General features: G+C 72.2%; 25 protein-coding genes. 8 read left to right on the forward strand and 17 right to left on the reverse strand.

Going from position 1 to position 24532, the window contains the following annotated elements:
- Positions 1–1076, reverse strand: a 1076-nt coding sequence (locus AB0B35_RS21855; protein ID WP_361048345.1) for an extracellular solute-binding protein, incomplete at its 3' end; no start/stop codon positions are given.
- Positions 1077–1353: 277 nt separating this feature from the next.
- Between AB0B35_RS21855 and AB0B35_RS21860 the strand changes: the two genes are divergently transcribed.
- Positions 1354–2979 (forward strand): glycoside hydrolase family 43 protein, encoded by a 1626-nt coding sequence (locus AB0B35_RS21860; RefSeq protein WP_361048347.1) that lies wholly within the window; start codon positions 1354–1356, stop codon positions 2977–2979.
- A gap of 71 nt (positions 2980–3050) precedes the next feature.
- On the opposite strand, the gene AB0B35_RS21865 is transcribed toward AB0B35_RS21860, so the two are convergent.
- Together AB0B35_RS21865 and AB0B35_RS21870 are read right to left on the reverse strand one after the other, a co-directional pair.
- Entirely contained in the window at positions 3051–3644 is a 594-nt protein-coding gene (locus AB0B35_RS21865; protein ID WP_361048349.1) for a pentapeptide repeat-containing protein, read from the reverse strand.
- Positions 3645–3653: 9 nt separating this feature from the next.
- On the reverse strand, positions 3654–4919 hold the full coding sequence (locus AB0B35_RS21870; RefSeq protein WP_361048351.1) for an MFS transporter: 1266 nt from the start codon (positions 4917–4919) through the stop codon (positions 3654–3656).
- A gap of 143 nt (positions 4920–5062) precedes the next feature.
- Here AB0B35_RS21870 and AB0B35_RS21875 point away from each other — a divergent pair, with 143 nt between their 5' ends.
- A complete protein-coding gene (locus AB0B35_RS21875) occupies positions 5063–5629 on the forward strand; it encodes a DUF4352 domain-containing protein (RefSeq protein ID WP_361048353.1) in 567 nt (188 codons plus the stop codon).
- On the opposite strand, the gene AB0B35_RS21880 is transcribed toward AB0B35_RS21875, so the two are convergent.
- Together AB0B35_RS21880 and AB0B35_RS21885 are read right to left on the reverse strand one after the other, a co-directional pair.
- On the reverse strand, positions 5614–6144 hold the full coding sequence (locus AB0B35_RS21880) for a pyridoxamine 5'-phosphate oxidase family protein (RefSeq protein WP_361048355.1): 531 nt from the start codon (positions 6142–6144) through the stop codon (positions 5614–5616). The two genes, AB0B35_RS21875 and AB0B35_RS21880, sit on opposite strands and share 16 nt — an antisense overlap.
- Positions 6145–6362: 218 nt before the next feature.
- Entirely contained in the window at positions 6363–6962 is a 600-nt protein-coding gene (locus AB0B35_RS21885) for a cadmium resistance transporter (protein ID WP_361048357.1), read from the reverse strand.
- 174 nt (positions 6963–7136) lie between these two features.
- Here AB0B35_RS21885 and AB0B35_RS21890 point away from each other — a divergent pair, with 174 nt between their 5' ends.
- Positions 7137–9053, forward strand: coding sequence for a proprotein convertase P-domain-containing protein (locus AB0B35_RS21890; RefSeq protein ID WP_361048592.1), 1917 nt, complete (start codon positions 7137–7139; stop codon positions 9051–9053).
- A 234-nt stretch (positions 9054–9287) separates the two neighbouring features.
- On the opposite strand, the gene AB0B35_RS21895 is transcribed toward AB0B35_RS21890, so the two are convergent.
- From AB0B35_RS21895 to AB0B35_RS21915, 5 genes are all read right to left on the reverse strand, one after another.
- Complete coding sequence (locus AB0B35_RS21895) at positions 9288–9875, reverse strand: ATP/GTP-binding protein (protein WP_361048359.1); 588 nt, start codon at positions 9873–9875, stop codon at positions 9288–9290.
- Positions 9856–10263: a DUF742 domain-containing protein gene (locus AB0B35_RS21900; RefSeq protein ID WP_361048361.1), complete on the reverse strand. Its 408-nt coding sequence runs from the start codon at positions 10261–10263 to the stop codon at positions 9856–9858. The genes AB0B35_RS21895 and AB0B35_RS21900 overlap by 20 nt, the downstream gene beginning before the upstream one ends.
- Positions 10260–10667 (reverse strand): roadblock/LC7 domain-containing protein, encoded by a 408-nt coding sequence (locus AB0B35_RS21905; RefSeq protein WP_203692483.1) that lies wholly within the window; start codon positions 10665–10667, stop codon positions 10260–10262. Before AB0B35_RS21905 ends, AB0B35_RS21900 begins: the two co-directional genes overlap by 4 nt.
- A gap of 2 nt (positions 10668–10669) precedes the next feature.
- Positions 10670–13399 (reverse strand): nitrate- and nitrite sensing domain-containing protein, encoded by a 2730-nt coding sequence (locus AB0B35_RS21910; protein WP_361048363.1) that lies wholly within the window; start codon positions 13397–13399, stop codon positions 10670–10672.
- A 170-nt stretch (positions 13400–13569) separates the two neighbouring features.
- A complete protein-coding gene (locus AB0B35_RS21915; RefSeq protein ID WP_361048365.1) occupies positions 13570–14808 on the reverse strand; it encodes a M20 family metallopeptidase in 1239 nt (412 codons plus the stop codon).
- Positions 14809–15003: 195 nt separating this feature from the next.
- Here AB0B35_RS21915 and AB0B35_RS21920 point away from each other — a divergent pair, with 195 nt between their 5' ends.
- Positions 15004–15486 (forward strand): cation:proton antiporter regulatory subunit, encoded by a 483-nt coding sequence (locus tag AB0B35_RS21920; protein WP_120319891.1) that lies wholly within the window; start codon positions 15004–15006, stop codon positions 15484–15486.
- A 5-nt stretch (positions 15487–15491) separates the two neighbouring features.
- The gene (locus AB0B35_RS21925; protein WP_361048367.1) at positions 15492–16742 is read left to right on the forward strand and encodes a cation:proton antiporter; all 1251 of its coding nucleotides are present in this window, start codon (positions 15492–15494) and stop codon (positions 16740–16742) included.
- Positions 16743–16886: 144 nt separating this feature from the next.
- Here AB0B35_RS21925 and AB0B35_RS21930 read toward each other — a convergent pair whose 3' ends face one another.
- The 4 genes from AB0B35_RS21930 to AB0B35_RS21945 form a co-directional block, all read right to left on the reverse strand.
- Positions 16887–17402, reverse strand: a complete 516-nt coding sequence (locus AB0B35_RS21930) for a DinB family protein (RefSeq protein ID WP_361048369.1) — start codon at positions 17400–17402, stop codon at positions 16887–16889.
- Positions 17403–17622: 220 nt separating this feature from the next.
- Positions 17623–17838: a hypothetical protein gene (locus AB0B35_RS21935; RefSeq protein WP_360531468.1), complete on the reverse strand. Its 216-nt coding sequence runs from the start codon at positions 17836–17838 to the stop codon at positions 17623–17625.
- Positions 17838–18155, reverse strand: a complete 318-nt coding sequence (locus tag AB0B35_RS21940) for a helix-turn-helix domain-containing protein (protein ID WP_360531885.1) — start codon at positions 18153–18155, stop codon at positions 17838–17840. The genes AB0B35_RS21935 and AB0B35_RS21940 overlap by 1 nt, the downstream gene beginning before the upstream one ends.
- 111 nt (positions 18156–18266) lie before the next feature.
- A complete protein-coding gene (locus AB0B35_RS21945) occupies positions 18267–19067 on the reverse strand; it encodes a helix-turn-helix domain-containing protein (protein ID WP_361048371.1) in 801 nt (266 codons plus the stop codon).
- A gap of 105 nt (positions 19068–19172) precedes the next feature.
- Between AB0B35_RS21945 and AB0B35_RS21950 the strand changes: the two genes are divergently transcribed.
- Together AB0B35_RS21950 and AB0B35_RS21955 are read left to right on the forward strand one after the other, a co-directional pair.
- Positions 19173–20438 (forward strand): alpha-L-fucosidase, encoded by a 1266-nt coding sequence (locus AB0B35_RS21950; protein WP_361048594.1) that lies wholly within the window; start codon positions 19173–19175, stop codon positions 20436–20438.
- Between the two features lie 181 nt (positions 20439–20619).
- Complete coding sequence (locus AB0B35_RS21955; RefSeq protein WP_361048373.1) at positions 20620–21246, forward strand: aspartate/glutamate racemase family protein; 627 nt, start codon at positions 20620–20622, stop codon at positions 21244–21246.
- A gap of 38 nt (positions 21247–21284) precedes the next feature.
- Here the strand turns inward: AB0B35_RS21955 and AB0B35_RS21960 are convergent, their stop codons facing one another.
- Positions 21285–22091 carry a TIGR02452 family protein gene (locus AB0B35_RS21960; protein WP_361048596.1) on the reverse strand — a complete coding sequence of 269 codons (807 nt, stop codon included), beginning with the start codon at positions 22089–22091 and terminating at the stop codon, positions 21285–21287.
- Between the two features lie 210 nt (positions 22092–22301).
- The gene (locus AB0B35_RS21965; RefSeq protein ID WP_361048375.1) at positions 22302–23300 is read right to left on the reverse strand and encodes an aldo/keto reductase; all 999 of its coding nucleotides are present in this window, start codon (positions 23298–23300) and stop codon (positions 22302–22304) included.
- A gap of 52 nt (positions 23301–23352) precedes the next feature.
- On the opposite strand from AB0B35_RS21965, the gene AB0B35_RS21970 reads away from it, so the two are divergent.
- Positions 23353–23724: a MerR family transcriptional regulator gene (locus AB0B35_RS21970; RefSeq protein WP_360531483.1), complete on the forward strand. Its 372-nt coding sequence runs from the start codon at positions 23353–23355 to the stop codon at positions 23722–23724.
- A 3-nt stretch (positions 23725–23727) separates the two neighbouring features.
- On the opposite strand, the gene AB0B35_RS21975 is transcribed toward AB0B35_RS21970, so the two are convergent.
- Positions 23728–24474 (reverse strand): GntR family transcriptional regulator, encoded by a 747-nt coding sequence (locus AB0B35_RS21975; protein WP_361048377.1) that lies wholly within the window; start codon positions 24472–24474, stop codon positions 23728–23730.
- Positions 24475–24532: the final 58 nt, after the last annotated feature.

Raw genomic sequence — 24532 nt, forward strand, 5'->3', positions numbered from 1 at the left:
GGCAGCACCGCACCCGTCGCCGCCGACTTGCGCTGATTCGCCACATCCAGCAGCGTCTTCAGGAAGTCCACCGTCGAGGCCGGGGCGTCCTTGCCTACCGCGAACCCGTTGCCGCCACCGAACGCCTCCGCCACGGACCCCTTGCCGCCGTCGACCGCCGGGAACGCGAAGAAGCCCAGCTTGTCGCCCAGACCCTTCTTGCTCGTCGAACTCGAGTTCTGCACCGCCGGAGCCCACTGGCCCATCAGCTCCATCGCCGCCCCGCCGTTGCCCATCGTCGCGGCCTGACCGTCCGGCGAGCCGTACTCCGCCCCCAGGAAACCCTTCTGGAACGGCTGCAGATCGACGAGTTCCTTCAACCGCTGACCTGCGGCGACGAAGTCCGGGGTGTCGAAGTTGTTGTCCTTGGCCGCCTGCTGAAGCGCTCCCAACCCGCCGATGCGCATGGCCAGATACGCCCAGTAGAAGTGCCCCGGCCACTTCTCCTTGCCGGCGAGGGCGACCGGCACGATCCCCTTCGACTTGATCGTGCTGACCGTGGTCAGCAGCTCGGCCCACGTCGTCGGCGGCTTGGCGATACCCGCCTTGGCGAAAAGGTCCTTGTTGTACCAGAAACCGACCATGCCCACGTCGAACGGAATCCCGTAGATCTTCCCGTCGATCGTGAACGGCTGCACCGACGCCGGCAGCAGCGTGCCGATCCACGGCTGCACCTCCGCGGTGATGTCCTTGACCAGACCGGCATCGACCTGCTGCTTGAGCACACCACCACCCCACGACTGGAACAGATCCGGCGGCGAACCCGCCTGCGTGGCCGTGGTGAGCTTGGCCTTGAACGCCTCGTTCTCCAGCGGCTGGATCACGACCTTGACGTTGGTGTGCGCGGTCTCGTACTCCTTGGCCATCGCCGCCCAGACCGGCAGCATCGGCTCGGTGTTCTGAATGTGCCACCAGTTGATGGTCTGCGGACCGTCGGGCGTGGTCGGCTCGTCGCCGCCGCAGGCGCTGAGCAGGTAGGCGCCGGCGCCCGCACCGGCGATGCCCAGCAGCGTTCTGCGGGAGAGGTGCGCTGTCATGAGGCGTCCCTTCGCGATACAAATCAGGTGCTCGGGTATGCCGAACGAGTCGGCGGGAGGTGCCCGGAGCCGGCCCGAAAGTTTCTGCCCGGGGGCCGGTATTTTCGCTTGATGGCGCGCACGTTACGACGTGTCTACGCGGTAGGTCAAGGGCTGTCGCATCTCGGTCCGAACCGTTACCGTGAGCGAGAATCCCGCCATCCTCGGACCTGATATTCCGGTCTGTTTCCGGAAGATCGGCGGGCGACCGGCCGTCAGGCGCTGCAGAGGAGAACACATGTCGACGGAGATCGCAGACGTGGCCACCGCCGCCCGGTCGATCCGCAACCCCGTCCTGCCCGGGTTCCACCCCGACCCCTCGATCCTGCGCGTCGGCGACGACTACTACCTCGCCACCTCCACCTTCGAGTGGTACCCCGGAGTCCGCGTCCACCACTCCCGCGACCTCGTCCACTGGCGCCCCATCGGCGGCATCGTCACCGAACGCCGCCTACTCGACCTACGCGGCTGCGGCGACTCCAACGGCATCTGGGCACCCGACCTCACCTGGCACGACGGACTCTTCCACCTCGTCTACAGCGACGTCGCCAGCTTCGCCAGCGGCTACTGGGACCCCCAGAACTACCTGATCACCGCCCCCGACATCACCGGCCCCTGGTCCGACCCCGTTCGGCTGCACGCCCACGGGTTCGACGCGTCCCTGTTCCACGACGAGGACGGCACGACCTGGCTGCTCAACATGAGCGCCGACTGGCGGCCGGGCCGCAATCGCTTCGGCGGCATCGAGATCCAGCAGTACGACCGCGAGCAGCGCCGGTTGGTCGGCGAGCGGCGCATCATCTTCACCGGCACCGCGGCCGGCCTGACCGAGGGCCCGCACCTGTACCGCCACGACGGCTGGTACTGGCTGGTCACCGCCGAGGGCGGCACGAGCTGGGACCACCAGGTGACGGTGGCGCGTTCGCGGGACCTGTTCGGTCCGTACGAGGTGGACCCGGTCGGGCCGCTGCTCACCTCGGTCGGACGGCCCGACCTGACGCTGCAGAAGGCCGGACACGGCAGCCTGGTGCGGACCCAGCACGGCGACTGGTACCTCGCGCACCTGGTCGGGCGGCCCTACACCCCGCTCGGCAACTGCGTGCTCGGCCGCGAGACCGCCATCCAGAAAGTCGACTGGACCCCCGGCGGCTGGCCGGCCGTCCCCGGCGGCATCCCCGCCGACGAGATCGCCGCACCCGGCCTGCCGGAGCACCCGTGGCCCGCCGAACCCGCCACCGACCACTTCGACGCGACCGAACTCGGCACCGCCTGGTCGACGCTGCGCCGTCCGGCCACGCCGGACTGGGTGGACCTGCGCGCACGCCCCTCGCACCTGCGCATCCGCGGCGGGCAGTCGCCGGTCGGCAAGCAGACCCCGAGCCTGGTCGCCCGCCGCGTCGGCGCTACCCACTGCTCCCTGGAGACCGTCGTCGAGTTCGACCCCGCCGACCACCGGCAGCTCGCCGGGATCACCGGTTACTACAACACCCAGAACTGGTACTACGCGTACCTGACCCGGGCCGACGACGGCCGCCGCCTGCTGGAGGTGCTCAGCTCGAACAGCGGCAAGCGCACCGCCCACCCGGAACTGTCCGTCGACGTGACCGGGGTGGACCGGGTCGGCCTGCGGGTGGTGTTCGACGGTCCGGCGCTGCGGTTCGCGTACCACACGGGGGTCGGCTGGCAGGAGATCCCGGCGACGTTCGACGCGACGATCCTGTCCGACGAGCACGCCGCCCGCGAGGTCGACGGCGAGCCCGCCGCGTGGGGCTTCACCGGCGCGTTCCTCGGCCTCTGGGTCCAGGACCTCGGCGCCGACGGCGCCTACGCCGACTACGACCACGCCACCTATCTGGAGCCCTGACCGCTCCCCCACCCGCAGGTGAAGGAAGGGCACCTTCATAACGCACGTCCGTGTAGAAGGTGCCCTTCCTATCAGCCGATGCGGAGGCCGAGAGCCTGCGCGAGGGTGATGGCCTGCGGGGCGTCGATGACGGCGTCGCGGAGTTCGACCTCGTTGGGGTGCAGGGCGGTGAGGTCGCTGCCGCGCAGGTCGCAGCGGTTGAGCTTGGCCTTGGCCAGGTGCGCGCCGGACAGGTCCACGGCGGTGATCGTCGCGCCGTCGCACTGGGCGGAGGTCAGGTCGGCTTCGCGCATGCGTACGCCGGCGAAGGTGACGCCGCGCAGGTCGGCGTCGGACAGGTTGACGAACGACCAGTCGCCGCCGGTCACCCGCAGCGGCCGCAGCGTGCACTGCTCGAACACGCTGCCGGTCAGCTTGCACCCGGTGAACTCGGCCTCGAACAGGTTGCAGCGCAGGAACTGGCAGCGCAGGAACGCGCTGTCGGCGTGCCGTGAGGCGTTGAACTTGACGTTGCCGAACACGCACTCCTCGAACACGGCGTTCCGGCTGGACAGTTCGGTCATGTCGACGTCGCGGAAGGTGCAGCGCACGAAGTGCCGCTCCACCAGCTCGTCGCCGTACCAGTCCTCGCCGGAGAAGCTCGCGTCCGCTGTCACCTCAGCCATCCGGCCAGCCTATGCCGCTACGGGAGCCGACGCCGCGACGGGCTGCGTGGCCGCTTCGGGGGCGCGCATACGCCGCACCGCGGGGACGGCGAGCAGCGCGAGCGCGGCGGGCACGCCGAGCAGCGTCATGCCGTACAGCGTCGGGCGCAGGCCGAACTCCTGCGCGACCGGGCCGGCGACCGCCAGGCCCAGCGGCATCAGGCCCGCGGTGAGCAGGTAGTCATAAGAGGTGACTCGTGACAGCGCCGCCTGCGGCACGTTGGCCTGCAGCGACGTCTCCCACATCGTGAACGCCAGCGACACCGCGACACCCGTGACGGCCTCCAGCGCCGCGATCACCGGGATCGTCGGCCCGGCCCCGATGATCAGCGCCTGGCAGGACGCGACGGCCAGCGCCGCCGCGGCGATCACCAGCGGCCGGCTGAACCGCACCCGCAGCGCGACCACGTCACCGACGATGGAGCCGACGCCGAACGCCGCCACCACCACCGACCAGGCCGCCGCACCGCCGAACTCCTGCTCGGACAGCACCGGCCCGAGCACGAACACCGACGGCAGCACCACCACGTGGTACGCCGACAGTGCGGCGAGCGTCGACCAGACCCAGGTCCGCGACATCACCTCCGTGAAGCCCTCGCGCAGCTGGGCGAAGAAGCCGCCCTGCGGCGCGTCCGCGGGGTCGGCGGCGCGCGGCCGGAGCCGGGCCAGGAACGCGGCGCTGACCGCGAAGCTCAGCGCGTCGAGGGCGATCGCGCCGCCCGGCCCGACCAGGAAGATCAGTACTCCGGCCAGTGCCGGACCGGCGACCAGGCCGGTCGACATCACCAGGCCGCGCAGCGCGTTGGCCTCCTGCAGCCGCTCCGGACCGACGATCAGCGGCATCAGGCCGCCGGCCGCCGGCGCGAAGAAGGCGTCGGCGGTGCCGAACACCGCCATCAGCACGACCAGGTGCCAGATCTGCGCGGTCCCGGCCAGCAGCAGCGCCGCGACCAGCGCCTGGCTCACGAAGCGGACCAGGTCGGAGACGAGCATCACCCGCTGCCGGGGCAGCCGGTCCGCCCATACGCCACCGGCCAGCGCGAACACCAGGAACGGGACGAGCGTGGCCGCGCTGACCAGGCCCACGTCGGCCGCGCCCGCGCCGTCGATGGACAGCACGGCGAACGGCATGATGACGAAGCTGATCCGGTCGCCGACCATGGACAGCGCCTGGCCGTAGAAGTAGCGGGCGAACTGGCGTTCCTCGCGCAGCACGGCCGGAAGCAGCGACCTCATGACTACCCTCTTCTCAGCTTTCGAGGACGGGCGGAAGCGGCCGCGTTCCTGCTGGTGACAGCCCAGGCTAGGAGGCCGGGCGGTCGCCCGGCAACGCATTTCCGCCGGTCGACCCCGGCCGGTGCGCGGTCTACGATGCGACGATGCCGCCCACTCGACCTGCCCCGCGCCGCCCGGTGCTCAGCGTCACGCTGGTCCTCGCCGCCGCCGTCGGCCTGGCCTGCGGGGTCAAGCCGCAGCAGTCGAACGTCACCGGTGCGGGCACGCCGGCCGCATCCGCGCCGACTGCCTCGGCGGAGTCCGCGCCGACCGCGAAACTCGGGCAGAGCATCGAGACCAGCGGCGGGCTGGGCGACAACCGGGTGGCGTACACGGTCAGCAAGCTGACCCGGCACACGGTCGCGCCGGACAGCGCGCTGGTGCGGCCCAAGAAGGGTGTGTTCGTCGCGATCACGGTCGAGGTGAAGGTGAGCGCGGGCAAGACGTACGCCTGCTTCTGCGACTTCGCGCTGGTCGCCGCGGACGGCACGCTGTTCGAGCCGGTGCTGCCGTTCGGCTTCGACACCGGCATGCAGTCGGTCACCCTCAACACCGGCGAGAAGGCGGGCGGGGTGGTCGTGTTCGATGTGCCGAAGGACGCCGCCGACGGGCTGCGGGTGCAGTTGCGGCCCGACATCACCAACGACGTACGCGGCTACTGGGCCGCCTGATCGTCTCTGCGCCGCCAGAACTGGCGCGGGGCGTAGCCGTCGCGGCGCAGCCAGTGCTCCGTGTACACGATGCGCTCCGCCTCGATGACCACCAGCGGACCCGCCGGCGGCTCGTCCAGCGGGCGGGACCGCTCGACGTGGTCGCTCTGCCAGCGGAACGCCTCCCAGTGGTGGTCGAACTCCGCGTCGCCGGACTCCAGCGTGCGCGCCTTGCCGAACAGCTGCGCGCCCCGGCTGCTGGCCTGCCCCACCAGCGGCGCGAACACGCCGATGGAGATCCGCGGGTCGGCGGCGAGGTTGCGCATCTTCGGCGAGGTCGCCATGGCCGTGAACATCACCGCGAAGTCGAGGTGGTAGTAGCGCACCGGGGTGGCCAGCGGGCCGTCCGGGCCGGTGGTGGCGAGCACGCACATGTTCTGCGAGGACAGCAGGTTGAGGATGCGTTCTTCGAGCCGTTCGCGCGGCAGCCGCCGGGTCGGCGACGGCCCGGCCAGCCAGGGGTTCGTCACAGCCATGATCGAGTCTCGCACGGCCGCGTGCTGTGCCGGGACACGGGTGCGGCCGCATTTGCTCTGCACCCAAAAGCTTGCTCTGCACCCACGGACGCAACAGCACTGACCCGTTGCGCCGATGGGTGCAGAGCAAGGGAAGGGGTGCAGAGCAAATGCGCTGCGGGAGGTATCCCCCTTCGGCCGCGCCGCGGCGGGCGGGTCGTACCGCGCCAGGAATCGAGTCAGACGCCGGAGAACAACGGCGACTCCAGGATGATCAGCAGGCCGATGGCGATGAAGACGGCCGGAACCAGCCAGTGGCCATGGCGCTCGATGAAGGCCACGACGCGGGGGTGCGCGCCGAGCCAGGCCGCGGCGGCGCACCAGACAGCGACGAGGACCAGGAAGACGGCGATGGTGACGAGGCTGTCGGTGACGCCGATGGTGCGGAACACGGGTGTGTAGACGGCGATGTTGTCGGCGCCGTTGGCGACGGTGAGCCCGGCGACGGCCGGCGCGGTGGTGGCCACGGCGGGCGGCGGGCCGCCGTCGCCGCGGGAGCGCAGCGTCTGGATCAGGGCGCGTACGCCGAGCAGCAGCGGGATGAGGCCGAGCAGGCCGATCCAGCGGTCGGGCACCACGGCCAGACCGGCGGCGGCGAGAGCCGATGCCGCGATCAGGGCGGCTATGCCGGCGTACTGGCCGGTCCAGATCTCCCAGCGGCGCGGGCGGCCGGTGGTGCGGCTGCTCAGGAACAGCACCGTCAGCACGATCAGGTCGTCGACGTTCGTGCCCGCGAACAGCGCGACGGCGGCGGCGACGGTTCCGGCCAGGTGATCCACGACCGGTAGCCTACGGCCACCGTCGGGCCGGGCCCCAGCGTGTCGGGTTCCACCTATTCAAATCTATCTACTTGACGTTCTATCCTCCTCAGGACCGGCAACCCCGGCGCACTCGACCCCGAGGAGTACGGCGTGAGAAGAAACCCCATCATCCGCGGCATTCTCGTCTTGTCCATGGCACTGGCCGGAGCCGTGGCCATCCCGGCCGCCCCGGCGCTCGCCCTGGCCCCGCCCGACATCTCGCTCACCGACATCCGCACCCACCTGCAGCAGTTCCAGACGATCGCGAGCAGCAACGGCGGCAACCGCCGCTCCACCACGGCGGGCTACACCGCGTCGGTGAACTACGTGTTCAACGCGCTGACCGCGGCCGGGTACAGCGTCGTCAAGCAGAACTGCACCTCGGGCTGCACCAGCGGCGCCGGGCCGAACATCATCGCGGACTGGCCGGGCGGCGACACCAACCAGGTGCTCATGCTGGGCGCGCACCTCGACGGCGTGTCCGCCGGTCCGGGCATCAACGACAACGCCTCGGGCTCCTCGATGCTGCTGGAGCTGGCCCTGACGCTGGCCGAGCAGAACCCGACCATGGTCAAGCACGTGCGCTTCGGCTGGTGGACCGACGAGGAGCAGGGCCTCAACGGGTCCGAGTTCTACGTCAACTCGCTGTCGTCGGCCGACCGCGCGAAGATCACCGGGTACCTGAACTTCGACATGATCGCCTCCACCAACGGCGGCTACTTCATCAACCGCATCACGTCCAGCCTGGGCCAGACCATCAAGGCCTACTACGACGCGAACTTCCCGGGCCTGGCCCCGGAGGAGAACGTCGAGGGCGCGGGGCGTTCCGACGACGCGTCGTTCAACTCGGCGGGCATCCAGACCAGCGGCATCGCGGCCGGCGCGAGCGCCAACAAGACCTCGGCGCAGGTGACCAAGTGGGGCGGCACGACCGGGGACTACGACCCCTGCTACCACGCCTCGTGCGACACGTTCCCGAGCAACATCAACGACACGGTGCTGAACCGGGCGGCCGACGCGGCCGCGTACGCGCTGTGGACGCTCGCCGTGGGCACGCCTGCGGGCAACGACTTCTCGATGGCCGCCAGCCCCGCCTCGGGCAGCACCACCGCCGGCGGTTCGGTGACCTCCACCATCGGCACCACCGTCACCAACGGCAGCGCCCAGTCGGTCGCCCTGTCCGCGTCCGGCCTGCCCAGCGGCACGACCGCGACGTTCAGCCCGTCGACGATCACCTCGGGCGGCTCGTCGACGCTGACCATCGCGACCAGCGCGAGCACGCCGGTCGGCACGTACACGGTGACCGTCACCGGCACCGGCAGCGCCGCGACCCGGACCACGACGTTCTCGCTGACGATCGCCGGGCCGCCCGGCTGCTCGGCCACCAACCCGACCGATGTCACCATCATCGACCAGGGCACCGTGGAGTCGTCGATCGCGATCACCGGCTGCACCGGCAACGCGGGCTCGGCCAGCACCGTCGAGGTGCACATCGTGCACACGTACGTCGGTGACCTGATCGTGAGCCTGGTCGCGCCCGACGGCACGCTCTACACACTGCGCAACAAGACCGGCGGCAGCGCGGACAACATCGACCAGACGTTCACCGTCAACCTGTCGAGCGAGGTCGCCAACGGCACCTGGAAGCTGCGGGTGCAGGACGCGGGCCCGTCGGATGTCGGGTACATCAACAGCTGGACGCTGAACCTGGGCGGGGCGCTCCCGCCGGGCTGCGGCGGCACCAACGCCACCGATGTGACCATCGTGGACCTGGGCACCGTCAACAGCCCGATCACCGTCTCGGGCTGCACCGGCAACGCCTCGTCGACGTCGACCGCCGAGGTGCACATCGTGCACACGTACAAGGGCGACCTGGTGGTGACCCTGGTGGCCCCGGACGGCAGCACCTACGTGCTGCACAACCGGAGCGGCGGCAGCACCGACAACATCGACCAGACGTACACCGTCAACCTGTCGACCGAGGTGCGCAACGGCACCTGGAACCTGCGGGTCCAGGACGCCGCGTCCAACGACGTCGGCTACATCAACAGCTGGACGCTGACCCTGTGAGTGCGAGGAGCGCAACGAAGTGGAGCACCGCAAGCCGCGAACCAAAGGCAGCCCTGTGACCGGCTGACCGGAACTCCGCTGCCCCGGGCCCGCACCGCCCGGGGCAGCGGCGCCCTCCGACGGGGAACGGCGTCACCCCCCAGGCGCCGCCGTCCCCCGTCACCGCGGGCGTCACGGGTGTCTGCCCGGCGCGCCGCCCCTCCTGCGGCACGGCGGGCAGCTCCCCGCGCCGTCCTAGCCCACGGCGTGTGCCCCCTGTGCCATCACCTGCTCCAGCAGGGTGACCAGGACTTCCTTGACCGACTCGCGGCGTCGCGCGTCGCACAGCCGCACCGGCACGTGCGGGTCGAGGTTGAGCGCCTGCTCGACCTCCTGCACCTGGTACACCCGCGCCCCGTCGAAGCAGTTGACCGCCACCACGAACGGGGTGCCGCGCTGCTCGAAGTAGTCGATGGAGCCGAACGCGTCCTCCAGCCGCCGGGTGTCGGCCAGCACCACCGCGCCGATCGCGCCGTACGCCAGCTCGTCCCAGACGAACATGAAACGCTCCTGCCCGGGCGTGCCGAACAGGTAGAGCACCATGTCGTCGTTGATGGTGATGCGGCCGAAGTCGAGCGCGACCGTGGTGGTGGACTTGGCCTCCACACCGGCGGTGTCGTCCACGCCGATGCTCTCGTCGGTGAGCAGCTCCTCGGTGAGCAGCGGCGAGATCTCGCTGACCGCACCGACCAGCGTGGTCTTGCCTACGCCGAACCCGCCCGCCACCAAGATCTTGAAGGCGGCCGGGATGCCGCCCTCGTCGTCATAGGGCTCGGATGCCATCGATGACCGCCTTGAGAATGTCCGCGCTGGGGAGCTGGTTGACGTTGACGGGGGCGCGCCGCCGGACGAGTCGGCGTTCGAGCAGGTCGCTGAGCAGCACACGCACCGTGCCGGCGGGCAGCCGCAGGTACGAGGCGATCTCCGCGACCGACACGGGGCGCTGGCACACCGCCATGATCTCGGCGTACACCGAGCCCAGGCCCCCGTCGGAGGGCAGCGTCGGCCGGGTGGCCACGACGACCGCGATCAGGTCGAGGTCGCCGTGGCGCGGGCGGGTCCGGCCGGAGGTCATCGCGTACGGGCGGATCAGCGGTCCGGCCTCCTCGTCGACCCACAGCAGCCCGTCGCCGGGCATGCCGTCGGACGGCAACGGCTGTGCCACGTTCACGGGTGGCTGCCGCGGGCCGGTGCGGTCAGGTACTGGCCCACCCGCACCACGAGCATCGCCATCTCGTATGCCACCAGGCCCGCGTCGGCGTCCTTGCCCGCGACCACGGCCAGGCAGGCGCCGTTGCCCGCGGCCGTGACGAACAGGAAACCGCTGTCCATCTCGATGATCGCCTGGCGGGCCTTGCCCTTGCCGAAGCGCCGTCCCGCCCCGCGGGCCAGGCCGAACAGGCTCGCCGCGACGGCGGCGAGGTGCTCGGCGTCCTCCCGGCTCAGCTCCGCGGACGCGGCCATGAGCAGGCCGTCGGCGGACAGCACGATGGCCTTCTGGGCCTGCGCCACCCGTTCGACGAAATCGTCGGCGAGCCAGGCCAGGTCGGACGCTGCTCTCGTCTTCTGCTCCACGGTCATTCCCCTCCGCCTTGCCCTTCCTCGTGCCGCGGCGCTGTGCGCGGGTTCGGCCGTCGCGGCAGTGCGGGCCGGTCCTCGGACTCCGGCTCGCCCAGGCCGGGTTCGGTGGCGATCTGTTCGGCGGCGAGCCGGCCCCGCCGGCTGCCCTGCTGGTAGGCCGCGATCAGGCTGTACACCTGGGACGCAGGGCGCTCGCCGGGTCCCGCGACGACGTCGCCGGACACCGGTTGCTGCGGTGCTCCTGCGGTCAGCCGTAACTCGACCCCCGGCGGCGACTCCGGTCGATCCCCCACCACCCGTTCGGCCTCGGCCCGCTGCTCCGCCAGCGGCACCGCGGGCACCGCCGGGCGGGCCCGCACCGGCAGGCCCGACGGGGTGTACACGGTGCCCTCGACCGGGCCGCGCGGGGCGGGCACCACGCTGTCGACGGCCAGGGCGGCATCCGACGTGGAGCCGTTGACCCGGGCGGCGGCGGTGGTGGCGGGGGCGGCGGCGGTCGCGGCGACGGCGGTCGCGGGAACGGCGGTCGGGCCGGTCGCGGGCGGCGCGGTCTCGCCCCCTGCCACCGGGTCCGCGGGAGACTTCCCCGCAGGTGCCGCGGAAACCGGCACGCCGGGCGGCACGGCCGTGGCCGGCTCGCCCGCGGCAGGGGCGGCCGCCACCGGCTCGCGCTGGGGCCGCTCGGCCGCGGGGCGGGGCGTGCGCACCGGTAGCGCGCCCGCGGGCTGCGCCGACAGGGAGGCGCGGCGGTCGCCGTCGTCGGCGCTGACCGCGAGTTCGGCCACCGGCTGCGGCGACGTGCCGGTGACGAGGCGGTGCTCGCCGCTGTCGTGGCCGGGCACGGGCGTCCAGGCGTCCGAGACCAGGCTCGACGGCAGCAGCACGATCGCGGTGGTGCCGCCGCCCGGCGAGGGCTGCAGGCGGACCTTGACGTGGTGGCGCTCGGCGAGCCGGCCGACGACGTACAGGCCGAGCCGGGGTGTGCCGGTGAGCAGGAACTCGGCGGGTTCGTGCAGCTGCGCATTGGCCTGTTCCAGGTCGGCGGCGGTCATTCCCAGGCCGTGGTCCTCGATCTCGATCACGTATCCGGCGCCCACCGCAGAGCCGCCGACGTTGACCAGGGTGTGCCGGGGCGAGAACGCCAGCGCGTTCTCCATCAGCTCGGCCAGCAGGTGCACCACGTCGCCGACGGCGTGCCCGGCGAGCCCGGCGGCCTCGCTGGACAGCACGTTGACCCGCGGATACTCCTCCACCTCGGCGACCGCGGCGCGGATCACGTCGACGACGGGGATGGTGCGCCGCCAGCCGCGGCCGGGCACCGCCCCGGCGAGCACGATCAGGTTCTCGGCGTTGCGGCGCATGCGGGTGGCCAGGTGGTCGACCCGGAACAGCTCGTCGAGTTCGGCGGCGTCGGTGGCCCGGCGCTCCATCGCGTCGAGCATGGTGAGCTGGCGGTGCACCAGGGTCTGGCTGCGCCGGGCCAGGCTCAGGAACAGGTCGCGCACACTGCGGCGCAGCTCGGCCTGCTCGACGGTGGCCCGGATCGCGGTCTCCTGCACGGCGTTGAACGCCTGGCCGACCTGGCCGATCTCGTCGTCGCCGAAGGCCAGCGGGGGCGCTTCGGCGATCACGTCGACCTCCTCGCCGGCCCGCAGCCGCTGCACCACCCGGGGCAGCCGCTGCCCGGCCAGCTCGTCGGCGGCGTCGCGCAGCCGCCGCAGCTGGGTGACGATGGCCCGCGCGGTGGTGATCGACAGCACGATGGAGGCGACGACGGCGATGAGGCCGAGGCCGGCGGCCAGCACCAGCCGCACGATGACCAGGATGGTCGGGCCCTTCGCGCGGGCGATGGTCGCCTCGGCGAGGTCGATGTCGAGCTGTGCCAGCGCGGTCAGCGCCGGGTCGAACGCGGTCCGCCAGTCGGCGGCGGTGACCGGCGGCGCCTCGTTCGGCCGGGCGCGGGCGACGATCAGGTCCTCGATCTCGGTCAGCCGGGTCAGCGCGGGACCTTCCAGCACGGGGTTGTAGATGGCGGTGTCGTCGGGCAGGCCCTCCAGGCCGGTGGCGCGGATGTTGCGCTGCGCGCCGACGAGCTGGGCGAACTCGGCCGCGTCGGTGGCCGAGAACCGGCCCGCGGCGAGCACGCCCGACATCAGGGCGTCCTCCTGCGACAGCAGCTCCCGGCCCCGGGACATGATCAGCAGGTGGCTGAGCTGGTCGTTGATGGCCTGGTCGTCGAAGCTGGCGATGGTCGCGAAGATGCGGTATCCGGCGCCGATGGTCTCGGTGTAGTAGGCGACCGCGGCACTGCGCTCGCCGGTGCGCTGGTCGACGTCGGCGCGCGCGGGGCCGAGGCCGTCGAGCATCCGGCCCAGGTCGGCGATGTTGCGCTCGGCGATGGGCGTGGCGGCCCAGCCGGCGGTAGTGCCGCGCACCGATTCGCGGAAGCGCGCCGCGGCGGCGTCGGTGGCGGCGCGGGAGGTGGCCAGCTCGGCGCGGTGGGCGCTGTCGTCGGCGGCCAGCACGACGGCGGAGATGCGGCGCTCGGCCTGCAGCGCGGCGACCAGCGAGTCGGTGGGGCGGCCCACCTCCTGGTCGAGTGTGCTGATCCAGAAGAGGTTGAGGCCCTCGCGCATGGTCACGAACGCGGCGAAGGCCCACAGCGCGGCGAGGGAGGCGAGCAGAAAGGCGATCTTCGCCCGCAGGTTCGAGGTCCGGGAGCTCATCACTTTCCCACCGACGCTAGAGGGCCGACCGCGACGGTCCGCGCCTGTCGGTGCTATGACCGCCACGCAAGGTGACTGACAACCAGCACTCAACACGACGCGGCCGCCCCGGCGTCGCACCCCCTGTGCGACACGTCCGGACAGGTGCGCAAAGCTCCTAAGCGGACGTCCTAACGCGACAGACGTCGCCAGGCGAGCTCGGCGAGCAGCACCGCCCCGTCGGGCACCACCGCGTCGTCGTAGCGGGCCTCGGGCGCGTGGTTGAGCGGCGCGGTCATCGGGTCGAGGCCGGGCGGGCACGCCCCGAGGTAGACGAACGCGCCGGGCACCCGCTCCAGCACGTACGACATGTCCTCGGCCCCCGCCACCGGGTTGGCCGTCCACGCGAAGCGGTCCTCGCCGAACAGCTCGGCGGCGGTGCGCGCGGCGAACTCGGCCTCGCCGCCGTCGTTCATCGTCACCGGGTAACCGGGCACGTATTCGGCATCGGCCGTCAGGCCGTGCGCGGCGGCGATGCCGTGCACCACGTCCAGCACGCCCTGGCGCACCCGTTCCCGGGTGGCCGGTGAGAACGAGCGCAGCGTGGCGCCGAACTCGGCCTGCGCGGGGATGACGTTCTCGACGGTGCCCGCGTGGAAGGTGCCGACCGTGATGACGGCGGGGTCGAAGATGTCGATGCCGCGGGTGACGAAGGTCTGCAGCGCGGTCACCATCTCGCACGCGGCGGGGATGGGGTCCTTGGCGAACTGGGGCGCGGACCCGTGGCCGCCCGCGCCGCGCACGGTCACCTTCAGCGTGTCCGCGGCCGCCAGCATGGGCCCGCGCCGGGTGGAGAAGCGCCCGAACGGCTCCAGCGCCGACAGCACGTGCAGGCAGTACGCCGCGACCGGGTGCTCGCCCGCGGCCTCCAGCAGGCCCTCGGCGATCATCGGCTCGGCCCCGCCGGGCCCCTCCTCGCCGGGCTGGAACATGAACACCACGCTGCCGGGCAGCCGGTCGCGCACCGCGGACAGCAGCCGGGCCGCGCCGGCCAGCATCGCCACGTGCAGGTCGTGCCCGCAGGCGTGCATGGCGCCGGGCACCTCGGAGGCGTACTCCAGCCCGGTCAGCTCGGTGACCGGCAGCGCGTCCATGTCGCCGCGCAGCAGCACCACCGGCCCGGGAAGCCCGCCGCGCAGCACCGCGACCACGGAGTTGAGCGAGCGCCCCGTGGTGATCTCCAGTGGGAGCCCGTCGAGTGCCTGGAGCACGGCGGCCTGGGTGCGCGGCAGGTGCAGCCCGATCTCGGGGTGGCGGTGCACGGCTCGGCGGAGCGCGATCAGGTCCGCGGCGTGGTCCTGCACCGCGGCCCGGAATCCGGAGTCGGCGGGGGCGGCGTCGGCGGGGGCGGGCGAGGCGAGGGTCGACATGGCGGCACGTTATCCGAACCGGGCCGCCCGCGACAGACCTCACACCCGGTCACCCGTCAAGCGGGCTTGAAGTAGACATGAACTGACCTGCGGCTATGCCGACCTCGACCTGGTAACGGGCTATCCGCCAGTAGACCAGTTACCTATCAGTTCGGTAGGGTTACCTCAGTCGATCACGCACAGGAGGTTTGAGCCTTGGACGTCGAGAAGACCGCGTTACCGGGCATCGGGCTGCGGCACGAGTTCCAGACCAAACGGGGACAGCACGCGGCCGTGGTGTCGCACGTCTCGGGACGGCGGGACATCGTGATCTACCACCCTGATGATCCTGATACCGCCGTCGCGACGTTGTCGCTCAACACCGACGAGGCCAACGGCATAGCCGAGCTGCTGGGCACCTCCCGCATCGTGGAGCGGCTGGCCGATCTGCGCCGCCAGGTCGTCGGCCTGCTGACCGTGCAGGTGCCGGTCATCGCCGGGTCGCCGTTCGACGGGCGCAGCCTCGGCGACACCCAGGCCCGCACCCGGACCGGCGCGTCCATCGTCGCGGTCATCCGCGGCGGCGAGATCCTCGCCAGCCCCCGCCCCGACTTCGTGTTCCAGCCCGGCGACCTCGCGGTCGCGGTGGGCACGGCCGAGGGCACCGCCGCCGTCACCGACATCCTCAACAACGGCTGACGCGTATGCACGGAGCCCTCGTACTGATCGAAATCGGCGCGGTCATCCTCGCCCTGGGCCTGCTCGGCGCGGTGTCGCTGCGGGTCGGCATCTCCCCCATCCCCCTCTACCTGCTCGCCGGTCTCGCCTTCGGCAAGGGCGGCCTGCTGCCCATTGACGAGGCGGGCGACTTCGCCGCGACCGGCGCCGAGATCGGCGTCATCCTGCTGCTGTTCACCATGGGCCTGGAGTACACCGCGCCCGAACTGGTCAGCACGCTGCGCCACAACGCCCCCGCGGGTCTGGTCGACCTGGTGCTGAACTCGGCGCCCGGCGTCATCATCGCGCTGATCCTCGGCTGGGGCCCGGTGGCGGCCGTCGCGCTGGGCGGCATCACGTACGTCACCTCGTCCGGCATCACCGCGAAGGTCCTGTCCGACCTGAACTGGCTGGGCAACCGCGAGGTGCCCATCGTGCTGTCGCTGCTGGTCTTCGAAGACCTGACCATGGCGATGTACCTGCCGATCCTGACCGCGATGCTGGCCGGCGCGAGCTTCGCCACCGGCCTGACCACGCTGGGCATCGCGGGCCTCACCATCACGGTCATCCTCGTCGTCGCGCTGAAGTTCGGCCGGTACGTGGAGAAGTTCGTCGCCTCGCCCAGCTCGGAGGTGCTGCTGCTCAAGGTGCTGGGCCTGACCGTGCTGGTCGCGGGCATCGCCCAGGAGCTGCAGGTCTCCGCCGCGGTGGGCGCGTTCCTGGTCGGCATCGCGCTGTCCGGGCCGCTCGCGCACACCGCCCGGGAGCTGCTCACGCCCCTGCGGGACGTGTTCGCGGCGGTGTTCTTCGTCTTCTTCGGCCTGCAGACCGACCCGACGGCGCTGCCGCCGGTCGCCGGCATCGCCATCCTGCTGGCGCTGGCGGGCATCGCGACGAAGATGGCCACCGGCTGGTGGGCCGCCAAGCGGGCGCACATCAGCGTCGCGGGCCGGCTGCGCGCGGGCGTGGCGCTGCTGCCGCGCGGCGAGTTCAACATCGTCATCGCCGGGCTGGCCGTCGCGGCGGGCATCGAACCGCAGCTCGGTCCGCTGGCCGCGGCGTACGTGCTGATGCTGGCCGTGCTCGGCCCGCTCACCGCCCGCGGCGTCGAGCCGCTGATCAACCGGATCAGCCGCCGTCGCCGCATCACCGAACCGGCCACCGCCGCGCAACCCGACCGCGTCGAACTCCCCTCCCAGCGGGGCCCCGACCCCGACGCCTCCCCCGCCCAGGCCTGACCGGCCCGGCAACCCGGCGGCGCGACCCGCCTTCCCACAGACGTCGGCCTATCTCATCGACTCCGAACCCCCCGGATCTTTCGATGAGATAGGCCAACGTCGTTCTCAAGCGCGGCGCGGCTGGGCGGCACGAGGCAGGGGCGGTCACTCCCAGAGGTAGGCGTGCCAGGGGCCGACCTCGGTGGTGTAGCGGGTGGCCAGGGCCTGGGTGACCTGGCCCAGGTGGACGTGGTCGTGGGTGGTCCAGGTGGCCAGGAGCTGGCCGAGGGTGACCCGGCCGAACGCCGGGTGGGTGCCCTCCCGGTCGAGGTCGTCGGCGGTCAGCTCGAAGCCGCGCAGCGCGGCGAGGTTCTCCGCGCGCAGGGTGCGGAAGAGGTCGAGCAGCTCGGCGGTGGAGCGGTCGGCCGCGATCGCGACGTGGCCGTCGCGGTCGAACGGGGTGAACGGCACCGACGTGCCGTGGTCGAGGATGATGCGGGCTCGCGGGATCCAGTCGGTACGCTCGCCGTGGATGAAATGGCTGAGCACGTCGTGCGCGCTCCACTCGCCCTCGGCCGGCCGCTGCCGCGTCCATCCGTCGTCCAGATCACCGAGCAGGGCGTCGAGCACATCGGGCGTACGGCTCAGCGCGGCGATCGCGTCAGGCAGCTGGAACGTCATGGTGATCAGACTAGGGCGATCGAACCCGGTCCCGCAGTTCTGCCCGGTAGGCAGGTGCGGCCGCCGCCCCGCCCTCCGCTGCCCCCGGGTCTCCCCGCCGAGCAGGGCGTGACACGCACCAAGACCACTCGACTTGCCAGGCACATGGGCGAATGCGCGCTCAAGATACGCACAGGTGCCCGGCAAGTCGGACGATCATGGGCGGTTGCCGCCAGCGGCGTCAGTCGACCGAGGCCAGCACCTTCTCGATCTTCGCGACGCGGGCCTGGAGGTCGGTCAGCTGGGCGGCGATCGCGGTCAGCTGGTCTGCGCCCGGCGACAGTGCCGCCTTGGCCTTCGCGTTCTGCTGGCGGTGCCAGAGCACCATGCCGATCACCGCGATGACCAGCATGCCGACGGTCCAGATCGTGCCCATGCTCATGGCGTACGAGTCCATCAGCTGTCTCCTTCCACGGTGGTGAGCGTGCGCGCGGCGAGCGCGATGCTCTGCGGGGTGAGCGTCACGGTGAACGGCACCGTGTCGTAGTACTTCATGGCCTTGCCGTCGGCGGACAGCTCGAACGCGGCGGTCACTAGGCCCGCCGCCTCCAGCTTGGCCAGGTGCAGCTGCAGCAGCGGCCGGCTGATGCCCAGCTCGCGGGCCAGCGCGCTCACGTAGTTGCGCCCGTGCGCCAGTGCGGCGATGACGCGCATGCGGTGCGGGTTGGCCAGTGTCGCCAGGATCCGTGCCAGTTCGTCGCCACTGTGCGACATCTCCATCGGTCCTCCCAGCTCCAACTTTCACCTGCAAGAAAAAACTAGCACGTGCCCGCAAGAGCTGTCGATCGCTTTCCTGACGGAGCAGCAGACGATCTTGGGGGGAGATCAGCGCGCGGCGCGTAGCGCTCGCGGGGACAGGCCGAACTCGCGGCGGCAGGCCTTGTTGAAGGCCTGGAGATCGGCTATGCCGACGGAGGCGGCGACGGCGGGGATGGAAAGTGTCGAGCGGCGCAGCAGGTGCTCGGCGCGGGCCAGCCGGCGGCGGCGCAGGTACGCCACCACGGTGTCGCCGGTCTCGGCCCGGAACAGCCGGGTCAGGTGGTTGTGCGACACGCCCGCGTGCCGGGCGGCGTCCGGCACCGACACCGGCTCGGCCAGCCGCGCCTCCAGGTACGCCATCGCCGCGGCTACCGCCGGGTGCGGCCCGCCGGATCGCCCGTCGGGTTCGGCGCGCGGGAGCTGGGCGACCCGCCACAGCACCGCCCACACCTCCGCCGCCGCCTGCGCGGGCCGGCGCGGCGCGGCCGCCACCGCCAGGCGCAGCATCGCCGACAGCGCCGCGGTCTGCGGCCCCGCGTCCTGCATGACCGGCACCGGCACCGGTGTCCCGGCACGCGGCAGCCGCAGGTGGGCGTACAGGTGCTCGGAGCGCCCCCGGTAGTCGAACCGCACCTCGACCCCCGGCGGGACCAGGCTGACGTGCCCCGGACGGATCGGGTGGGCGACCCCGCCGACCGTGAGCTCGCCCTGGTAGCCGTACAGGTGCAGCTGCCACAGCTCGGGCAGCAGGAACGACTCGCGGGCCACCGTGGTGCCGTGCACGCCCACCCCGATGTTCGCCACCTGCGGCGGGCCGTCCAGGCGCACGCGCACGCTCCGGCCGCCGGGCTCCAGCAACGCCGTCATGGTGAAAACGTACCAGTAATGGTGAGCAGAACCCACGCGCTGCCAGGCGATCCGGCCCTAGCCTTACCCACCGTCGACCAGAAAGACAGGAGCACCACCGTGGCCATGCAGCCGTGGTTCGCCGAGGCCAAGCTCGGCATCTTCCTCCACTGGGGGATCTACGCCGTCGACGGCACCCTGGAGTCGTGGGCCTTCTACGCCGGCGAGGTCCCGCACGAGCGGTACATGCGCCAGCAGGCCGGTTTCGCGGGCGAGAACTACGACCCGAAGGCGTGGGCGGAGCTGTTCGCCAGGGTCGGCGCCCGCTACGCGGTGCTCACCGCCCGCCACCACGACGGCATCGCGCTCTGGGACTCCGCGCAGGGCGGCCGCAACGTCGTCGAGCACACCCCGGCCGGGCGCGACCTGATCGGCCCGTACACGCAGGCGCTGCGCGAGCGCGGTCTCAAGGTGGGCCTCTACTACTCGCACTCGGACTGGAACCACCCCGACTACGCCTCGGTGCGCAGCCAGGGCGAGGCCCAGCACGTCAACGACAGCGAGTGGGTCGCGCCGCAGGACGGCAGGCCCGACGACGAGCAGGCCTGGGCCCGCTACCTGTCCTACCGCGACGGACAGGTCGGCGAGCTGATCGACCGCTACCGCCCGGACCTGCTCTGGTTCGACGGCGAGTGGGAGCGCAGCGAGCAGCAGTGGCGGATGCGGGAGCTGTCCGAGCAGATCCTGGCCGCCGAGCCGGACACCGTCCTCAACGCGCGGATGATGTCCTACGGCGACTACGCCACCCCGGAGCAGGGCATCCCGATGCGGGCGCCGGACGGGCCGTGGGAGCTGTGCCTGACCGTCAACGACTCGTGGGGCTATCGCCACGGCGACACCAACCACAAGTCCGTGGCCCAGCTGGTGCGCTACTTCACCGAGACCATCGGCATGGGCGGCAACCTGCTGCTCGACGTCGGCCCGCGAGCCGACGGCACCATCCCCGCCGAGCAGGTCGAGCGGCTGGAAGGTCTCGGCGCATGGATCGAGCGCCATGAGGCGGCCGTGTTCGGCACCGTCGCGGGCCTGCCCGCAGGCCACCACTACGGCCCGAGCACCATGTCCCCCGACCGCCGCACCGTGCACCTGGTGGTGTTCGGCTCACCGGGCGAGCACATCGCGGTCAAGGGCCTGCGCACGCCGGTCAAGCGGGCGTACGTGCTGGGCACGGGCACGGAGCTCGGCCACCGGGTGACCGGCGGGCTCGGCGAGGTGCCCGGCGTGACCTGGATCGACGCGCCGAGCACGGCCGACCTCGACCGGCACGCCACGGTCGTCACCGTCGAACTCGACGGCGAGCTGGACCTCTACCGCGGCACCGGTCGCGACTGAGGCGGCGGTGTACGCGGCGGTGCCGGTGCCAGTCGCGCCGGTACCGCCGCGCGCACGCGGCGTCGGGCACCCGCCGGGCCGGGTGGGGTGTGACGGCTGTCTCGCGGGGGGCCGGGCGGGACCCACCCGGTGCTACGGTGATCCGCCCTCGAATGTCCGACTCGCACGGAAACGAACGACGATGCTGGCTCTCCTGCACACCTCGCAGGCCCACATGCTCACCTTCGACCGGCTCCGCAACGAGGAGGCGCCGGCGCTGACGCTGTACCACATCGTCGCCGAACACCTGCTCGACGAAGCCCGCCGCCACGGCGTGCCGGCGGTCGCCGACCAGGTGGCTCAGCAGATCGGCCTCGCCGCGGAAGCCGGCGCGCGGGCCGTGCTGTGCACCTGCTCCACCATCGGCGCGCTCGCCGAGCAGGCCGCCGACCGGGCGGGCATCCCGGTGCTCCGCGTCGACCGGCCGATGGCCGCCGCGGCCGTGGCCGCCGGACCGCGGATCACGGTGCTGGCCGCGCTCGCCACCACCCTCGCGCCCACCACGGCGCTGATCGAGGAGGAGGCCGCCCGAGCGGGCCGCTCCGTCACGGTGTCCGCGCGGATGATCTGCGGTGCGTGGGACCGGTTCGAGGCCGGTGACCTCGACGGTTACCTCGACCGGGTCGCCGCCGCGCTGGCCGGGGTCACCGACGCCGACGTCGTCGTGCTCGCCCAGGCGTCGATGGCGCCGGTCACCGAACGCCGCGTGACCGACATCCCCGTGCTGGCCTCGCCACGCCTGGGCCTGCGCGCCGCTGCGGCGCTCTGAGCGGCCCCGTTCGCCTCGCAGGACTGAGCACCGGTCGGTCAGCCGGCGGTGCCGAACACCCGCGCGAAGGTCGCGTGCACCGGGGTGCCGGACAGGTTGTCGTAGATCGCGAAGATGACCCGGTCGAAGCGGTCCACGGTGCGCAGCGCGTCGGCGAAGGCCTGTGCGACCACGGCCGGGTCGTTGCGGAACACCCCGCAGCCCCACGCGCCGAGCACCAGCGTGCGGTGCCCGTGCGCGGCCGCCACGGTGAGCACCCGGGTCGCCCGGCGCAGCAGCGCCGCGGGCACGTCCGGCAGGTTCGCGGGCTGGTTTCGGGCGATCGCGCCCAGGTTGGGCGCGGCCGAGGTCAGGAACGAGGTCTGGTACGCCTCGTCGAGCAGGTTGCCCTTGTCGTCCCGGAACACCGGCACGCCCGGCGAGTAGATCACCCGGTCGCTGTAGCGCAGATCGTGCCGCGCCCGGTGGTACGCGTAGAAGTCCGGCGCGGCCAGCAGGCTCGGATAGAGGGCAGACGCCCGGGCGATGCTCTCCTCCTGCGCCTTCGCCCCACCGAGGAAGCCGCCGCCCGGGTTCTTGGCCGAGGCGAACACCAGGCAGGCTGCCGCCGGACCGGCCCGCCGCGCGGCGACGAGCGTCGACTCCCGGGTCACCTCGATCTCCGGCCGCGAATTCGGTGCGCCGGTCGGGACCAGTTGCTCATCAGGCAGGTGGTGGCGGGTGCCCGCCACGGCCGCCCGCACCGCCGCTCCGATCGTGACCTGCTCGCCCGCGGCGTTGCGGTAGTCGCCGCGCTCGGCGATCTCCACCGTCTGCCGTGCGATCTCCCGCAGCCGCCCGCTCACATCCCCCACCCCGTCCGTCTTCGACACGACGGCAACGGTGACAGGCACATCCCCTGCGCGGCAACCGTATTGTCCGGGCCCGCACGGGCCGGTGCCGCCCAGCCGAGCATGTGATCGGGTGGGTTTACATCTTTTTTGATGTGGCCACATCAAAAAAGATGTAAACCACGGACACCGCCATGCCGCCGCGGACGCCGCGCCGGGCGTGTGTCAGCCGCGCAGGTCGGCCAGCAGGGACTCGACCTCGGCGAAGGCGTCGGCGGGCAGCGGGGTGCGAGCGAGCGGGGCGAAGTTCTCCTCGGCCTGGGCGACGGTGCGGCAGCCGGGGATCGGCACGTTGTGCGGGCTGCGGGCGAGCAGCCAGCCCAGCGCGCCCTGGGTGAGGGTGCGGCCGTCGGCGGTGAGCGCCTCGCGGACCCGGTCGACCCGCGCCGCCCACTCCGGCGTGGGCACGCCGTCGGTGAACCAGCGCAGCCACTCCGGGCTCTTGCCGCGTACGTCGTCGCCGCCCAGCGCGCCGACGGCGCCGTGGTACTTGCCGGTGAGCAGGCCCATCGCGAGCGGGCCGCGGTTGAGCCCGGCCAGGTTCCAGGCGGCCAGCACGTCGACCATGGCGGCGTTGTCGTTCAGCACCGAGGTGTCGTACTGCACCGCGGCGCAGTGCGCCCCGGCCTTGGCGAACGCGGCGGCGCGCTCGGCGTCGTCCGTGCTCCAGCCGTACGCGCGGATGCGGCCCTGGGCGACCAGGCCTTCGAGGGTCTCCACCAGGTCGAGCGCCTGGTTGGCCGGCAGGTGGCCCAGGTGCAGCTGATAGAGGTCGAGGTGATCGGTGCCGAGGCGGTCGAGGATGCCGTCGAGGCAGCTCACCGCGTACGCGGCCGACGAGTCCTCACCGGTCGCCAACCGGGTCCGCTCCTGCACGGTGAAGCCGAACTTGCTGGCGAGGACCGCGCTGTCCCGCCGTCCGGCCAGGGCCCGGCCGAGCACCCGCTCACTGTGGCCCGCGCCGTAGTTGCTGGAGGTGTCGAACAGGGTGATGCCGTGGTCGAGGGCCGCGTGCACGGTGCGGACCGACTCCTCGTCGTCCACCTCGCCCCAGCCGTACGGCTGCCCGTCCTCGCCCCACAACGGGCCGCCGATCGCCCAGCAGCCCATGCCCAGCGCGCTGACCTCGATCCCGCTGCGGCCCAATGTCCGTGTCGTCGTCATGCGGGCCAGCCTGACACCTGGAGCGCGCTCCAGGTCAAGCTATCGTGGGCCGATGAGCGCGTACACCCCCTCCGAGACGTCCCGGCGCAGCGGCTTCAGCCTGGACACGCTGCGCTACTACGAGCGTATCGGCCTGCTGAGCGAGGTCGACCGCACGCCCGGCGGGCAGCGGGTCTTCTCCGATCACGACCTGGGCTGGCTCGGGCTGCTGCGCTGCCTGCGCGACACCGGCATGCCCATCAACCAGATGTGCCGCTTCGCGGAGCTGGCCCGCACCGGCGACGACAGCATCGCCGACCGCGTCGAGCTGCTGCGCGCCCACGCCGAGGCGGTCGAGGAGCAGATGGCCCTGCTGGAGCGGCAGTACGGGCACCTGCGGGAGAAGATCCGCTACTACGAGCGCGAGCTGGCCGCCCGCTCGTAGCGCTCAGCGCGGCGGCGCGCCCCACTGCACCGACACCTGGTGCACCGTGCGCTCGGCGCGGACCTGCATCAGCCCGCCCGCGAGCACGGCCCGGTCGACGACTCCGACCGCGCCGTCGCGGGTGCGGGTGACCCGGTCGCTGACCAGCACCGGGCTGTCCGCGTCCTGATGCAGCAGGGCCGCGCCCGCCTCGCCGAGCGTGGCGGCGGCGATGCGCTCGGACGCCGAGGCGATCTGCATGCCGGCGTCGGCGAGCGCCGCGTACAGGGCCGTGCCGGTGAAGTCGACGCCGCGCACCGCCTGCGCGTACGGCTGGTCCACCCAGGACACCTGGTGGATCGCGGGCACGCCGTCGAGCAGCCGGAGCCGTTCCAGCCGCAGCGCCTTGGCCGTGCCGTCGCGCTCGCCCCACAGCGACGCGACCCAGGCGGGCATGGCACGCAGCGAGCAGGACACGACCTCGGTGGTGACCTGGTGTCCCTGGTCGCGCAGGTCGTCGACGAAGCTGCGCAGCGTGTCCAGCCGGTACGCGGGCCGCGCGGGCGCGACGAAGGTGCCCCGGCCCGCCTCGACCACGATCAGCCCGTCGTCGATCAGGGCCTGCAGGGCCTGCCGCGCCGTCGCCAGCGCCACGTCGTACCGGGCGCTCAGCTCCCGCTGCGCGGGCAGCGCGGTGCCCGGCGGGTACTCCCCGGCGCGGATGCGCTCGGCGAGGTCGGCGGCGATGACCCGGTAGCGGGGCCCGGCCATGCGGTGGCTCCTGTCGGTCGGCGGCGGGATCGCTCCAGTATCGGCGATCCCGCCACCG

Source organism: Catellatospora sp. NPDC049133 (assembly GCF_040648455.1).
Lineage (GTDB): Bacteria > Actinomycetota > Actinomycetes > Mycobacteriales > Micromonosporaceae > Catellatospora > Catellatospora aurea.

Excerpts from the sequence above, each read along its gene's own strand:
- AB0B35_RS21860 (WP_361048347.1), top strand. The coding sequence starts at position 1,354 with ATGTCGACGGAGATCGCAGACGTGGCCACCGCCGCCCGGTCGATCCGC.
- AB0B35_RS21865 (WP_361048349.1), bottom strand. The coding sequence starts at position 3,644 with ATGGCTGAGGTGACAGCGGACGCGAGCTTCTCCGGCGAGGACTGGTAC.
- AB0B35_RS21870 (WP_361048351.1), bottom strand. The coding sequence starts at position 4,919 with ATGAGGTCGCTGCTTCCGGCCGTGCTGCGCGAGGAACGCCAGTTCGCC.
- AB0B35_RS21875 (WP_361048353.1), top strand. The coding sequence starts at position 5,063 with ATGCCGCCCACTCGACCTGCCCCGCGCCGCCCGGTGCTCAGCGTCACG.
- AB0B35_RS21880 (WP_361048355.1), bottom strand. The coding sequence starts at position 6,144 with ATGGCTGTGACGAACCCCTGGCTGGCCGGGCCGTCGCCGACCCGGCGG.
- AB0B35_RS21890 (WP_361048592.1), top strand. The coding sequence starts at position 7,137 with ATGGCACTGGCCGGAGCCGTGGCCATCCCGGCCGCCCCGGCGCTCGCC.
- AB0B35_RS21895 (WP_361048359.1), bottom strand. The coding sequence starts at position 9,875 with ATGGCATCCGAGCCCTATGACGACGAGGGCGGCATCCCGGCCGCCTTC.
- AB0B35_RS21910 (WP_361048363.1), bottom strand. The coding sequence starts at position 13,399 with ATGAGCTCCCGGACCTCGAACCTGCGGGCGAAGATCGCCTTTCTGCTC.
- AB0B35_RS21915 (WP_361048365.1), bottom strand. The coding sequence starts at position 14,808 with ATGTCGACCCTCGCCTCGCCCGCCCCCGCCGACGCCGCCCCCGCCGAC.
- AB0B35_RS21925 (WP_361048367.1), top strand. The coding sequence starts at position 15,492 with ATGCACGGAGCCCTCGTACTGATCGAAATCGGCGCGGTCATCCTCGCC.
- AB0B35_RS21930 (WP_361048369.1), bottom strand. The coding sequence starts at position 17,402 with ATGACGTTCCAGCTGCCTGACGCGATCGCCGCGCTGAGCCGTACGCCC.
- AB0B35_RS21935 (WP_360531468.1), bottom strand. The coding sequence starts at position 17,838 with ATGGACTCGTACGCCATGAGCATGGGCACGATCTGGACCGTCGGCATG.
- AB0B35_RS21940 (WP_360531885.1), bottom strand. The coding sequence starts at position 18,155 with ATGTCGCACAGTGGCGACGAACTGGCACGGATCCTGGCGACACTGGCC.
- AB0B35_RS21945 (WP_361048371.1), bottom strand. The coding sequence starts at position 19,067 with ATGACGGCGTTGCTGGAGCCCGGCGGCCGGAGCGTGCGCGTGCGCCTG.
- AB0B35_RS21950 (WP_361048594.1), top strand. The coding sequence starts at position 19,173 with ATGCAGCCGTGGTTCGCCGAGGCCAAGCTCGGCATCTTCCTCCACTGG.
- AB0B35_RS21955 (WP_361048373.1), top strand. The coding sequence starts at position 20,620 with ATGCTGGCTCTCCTGCACACCTCGCAGGCCCACATGCTCACCTTCGAC.
- AB0B35_RS21965 (WP_361048375.1), bottom strand. The coding sequence starts at position 23,300 with ATGACGACGACACGGACATTGGGCCGCAGCGGGATCGAGGTCAGCGCG.
- AB0B35_RS21970 (WP_360531483.1), top strand. The coding sequence starts at position 23,353 with ATGAGCGCGTACACCCCCTCCGAGACGTCCCGGCGCAGCGGCTTCAGC.
- AB0B35_RS21975 (WP_361048377.1), bottom strand. The coding sequence starts at position 24,474 with ATGGCCGGGCCCCGCTACCGGGTCATCGCCGCCGACCTCGCCGAGCGC.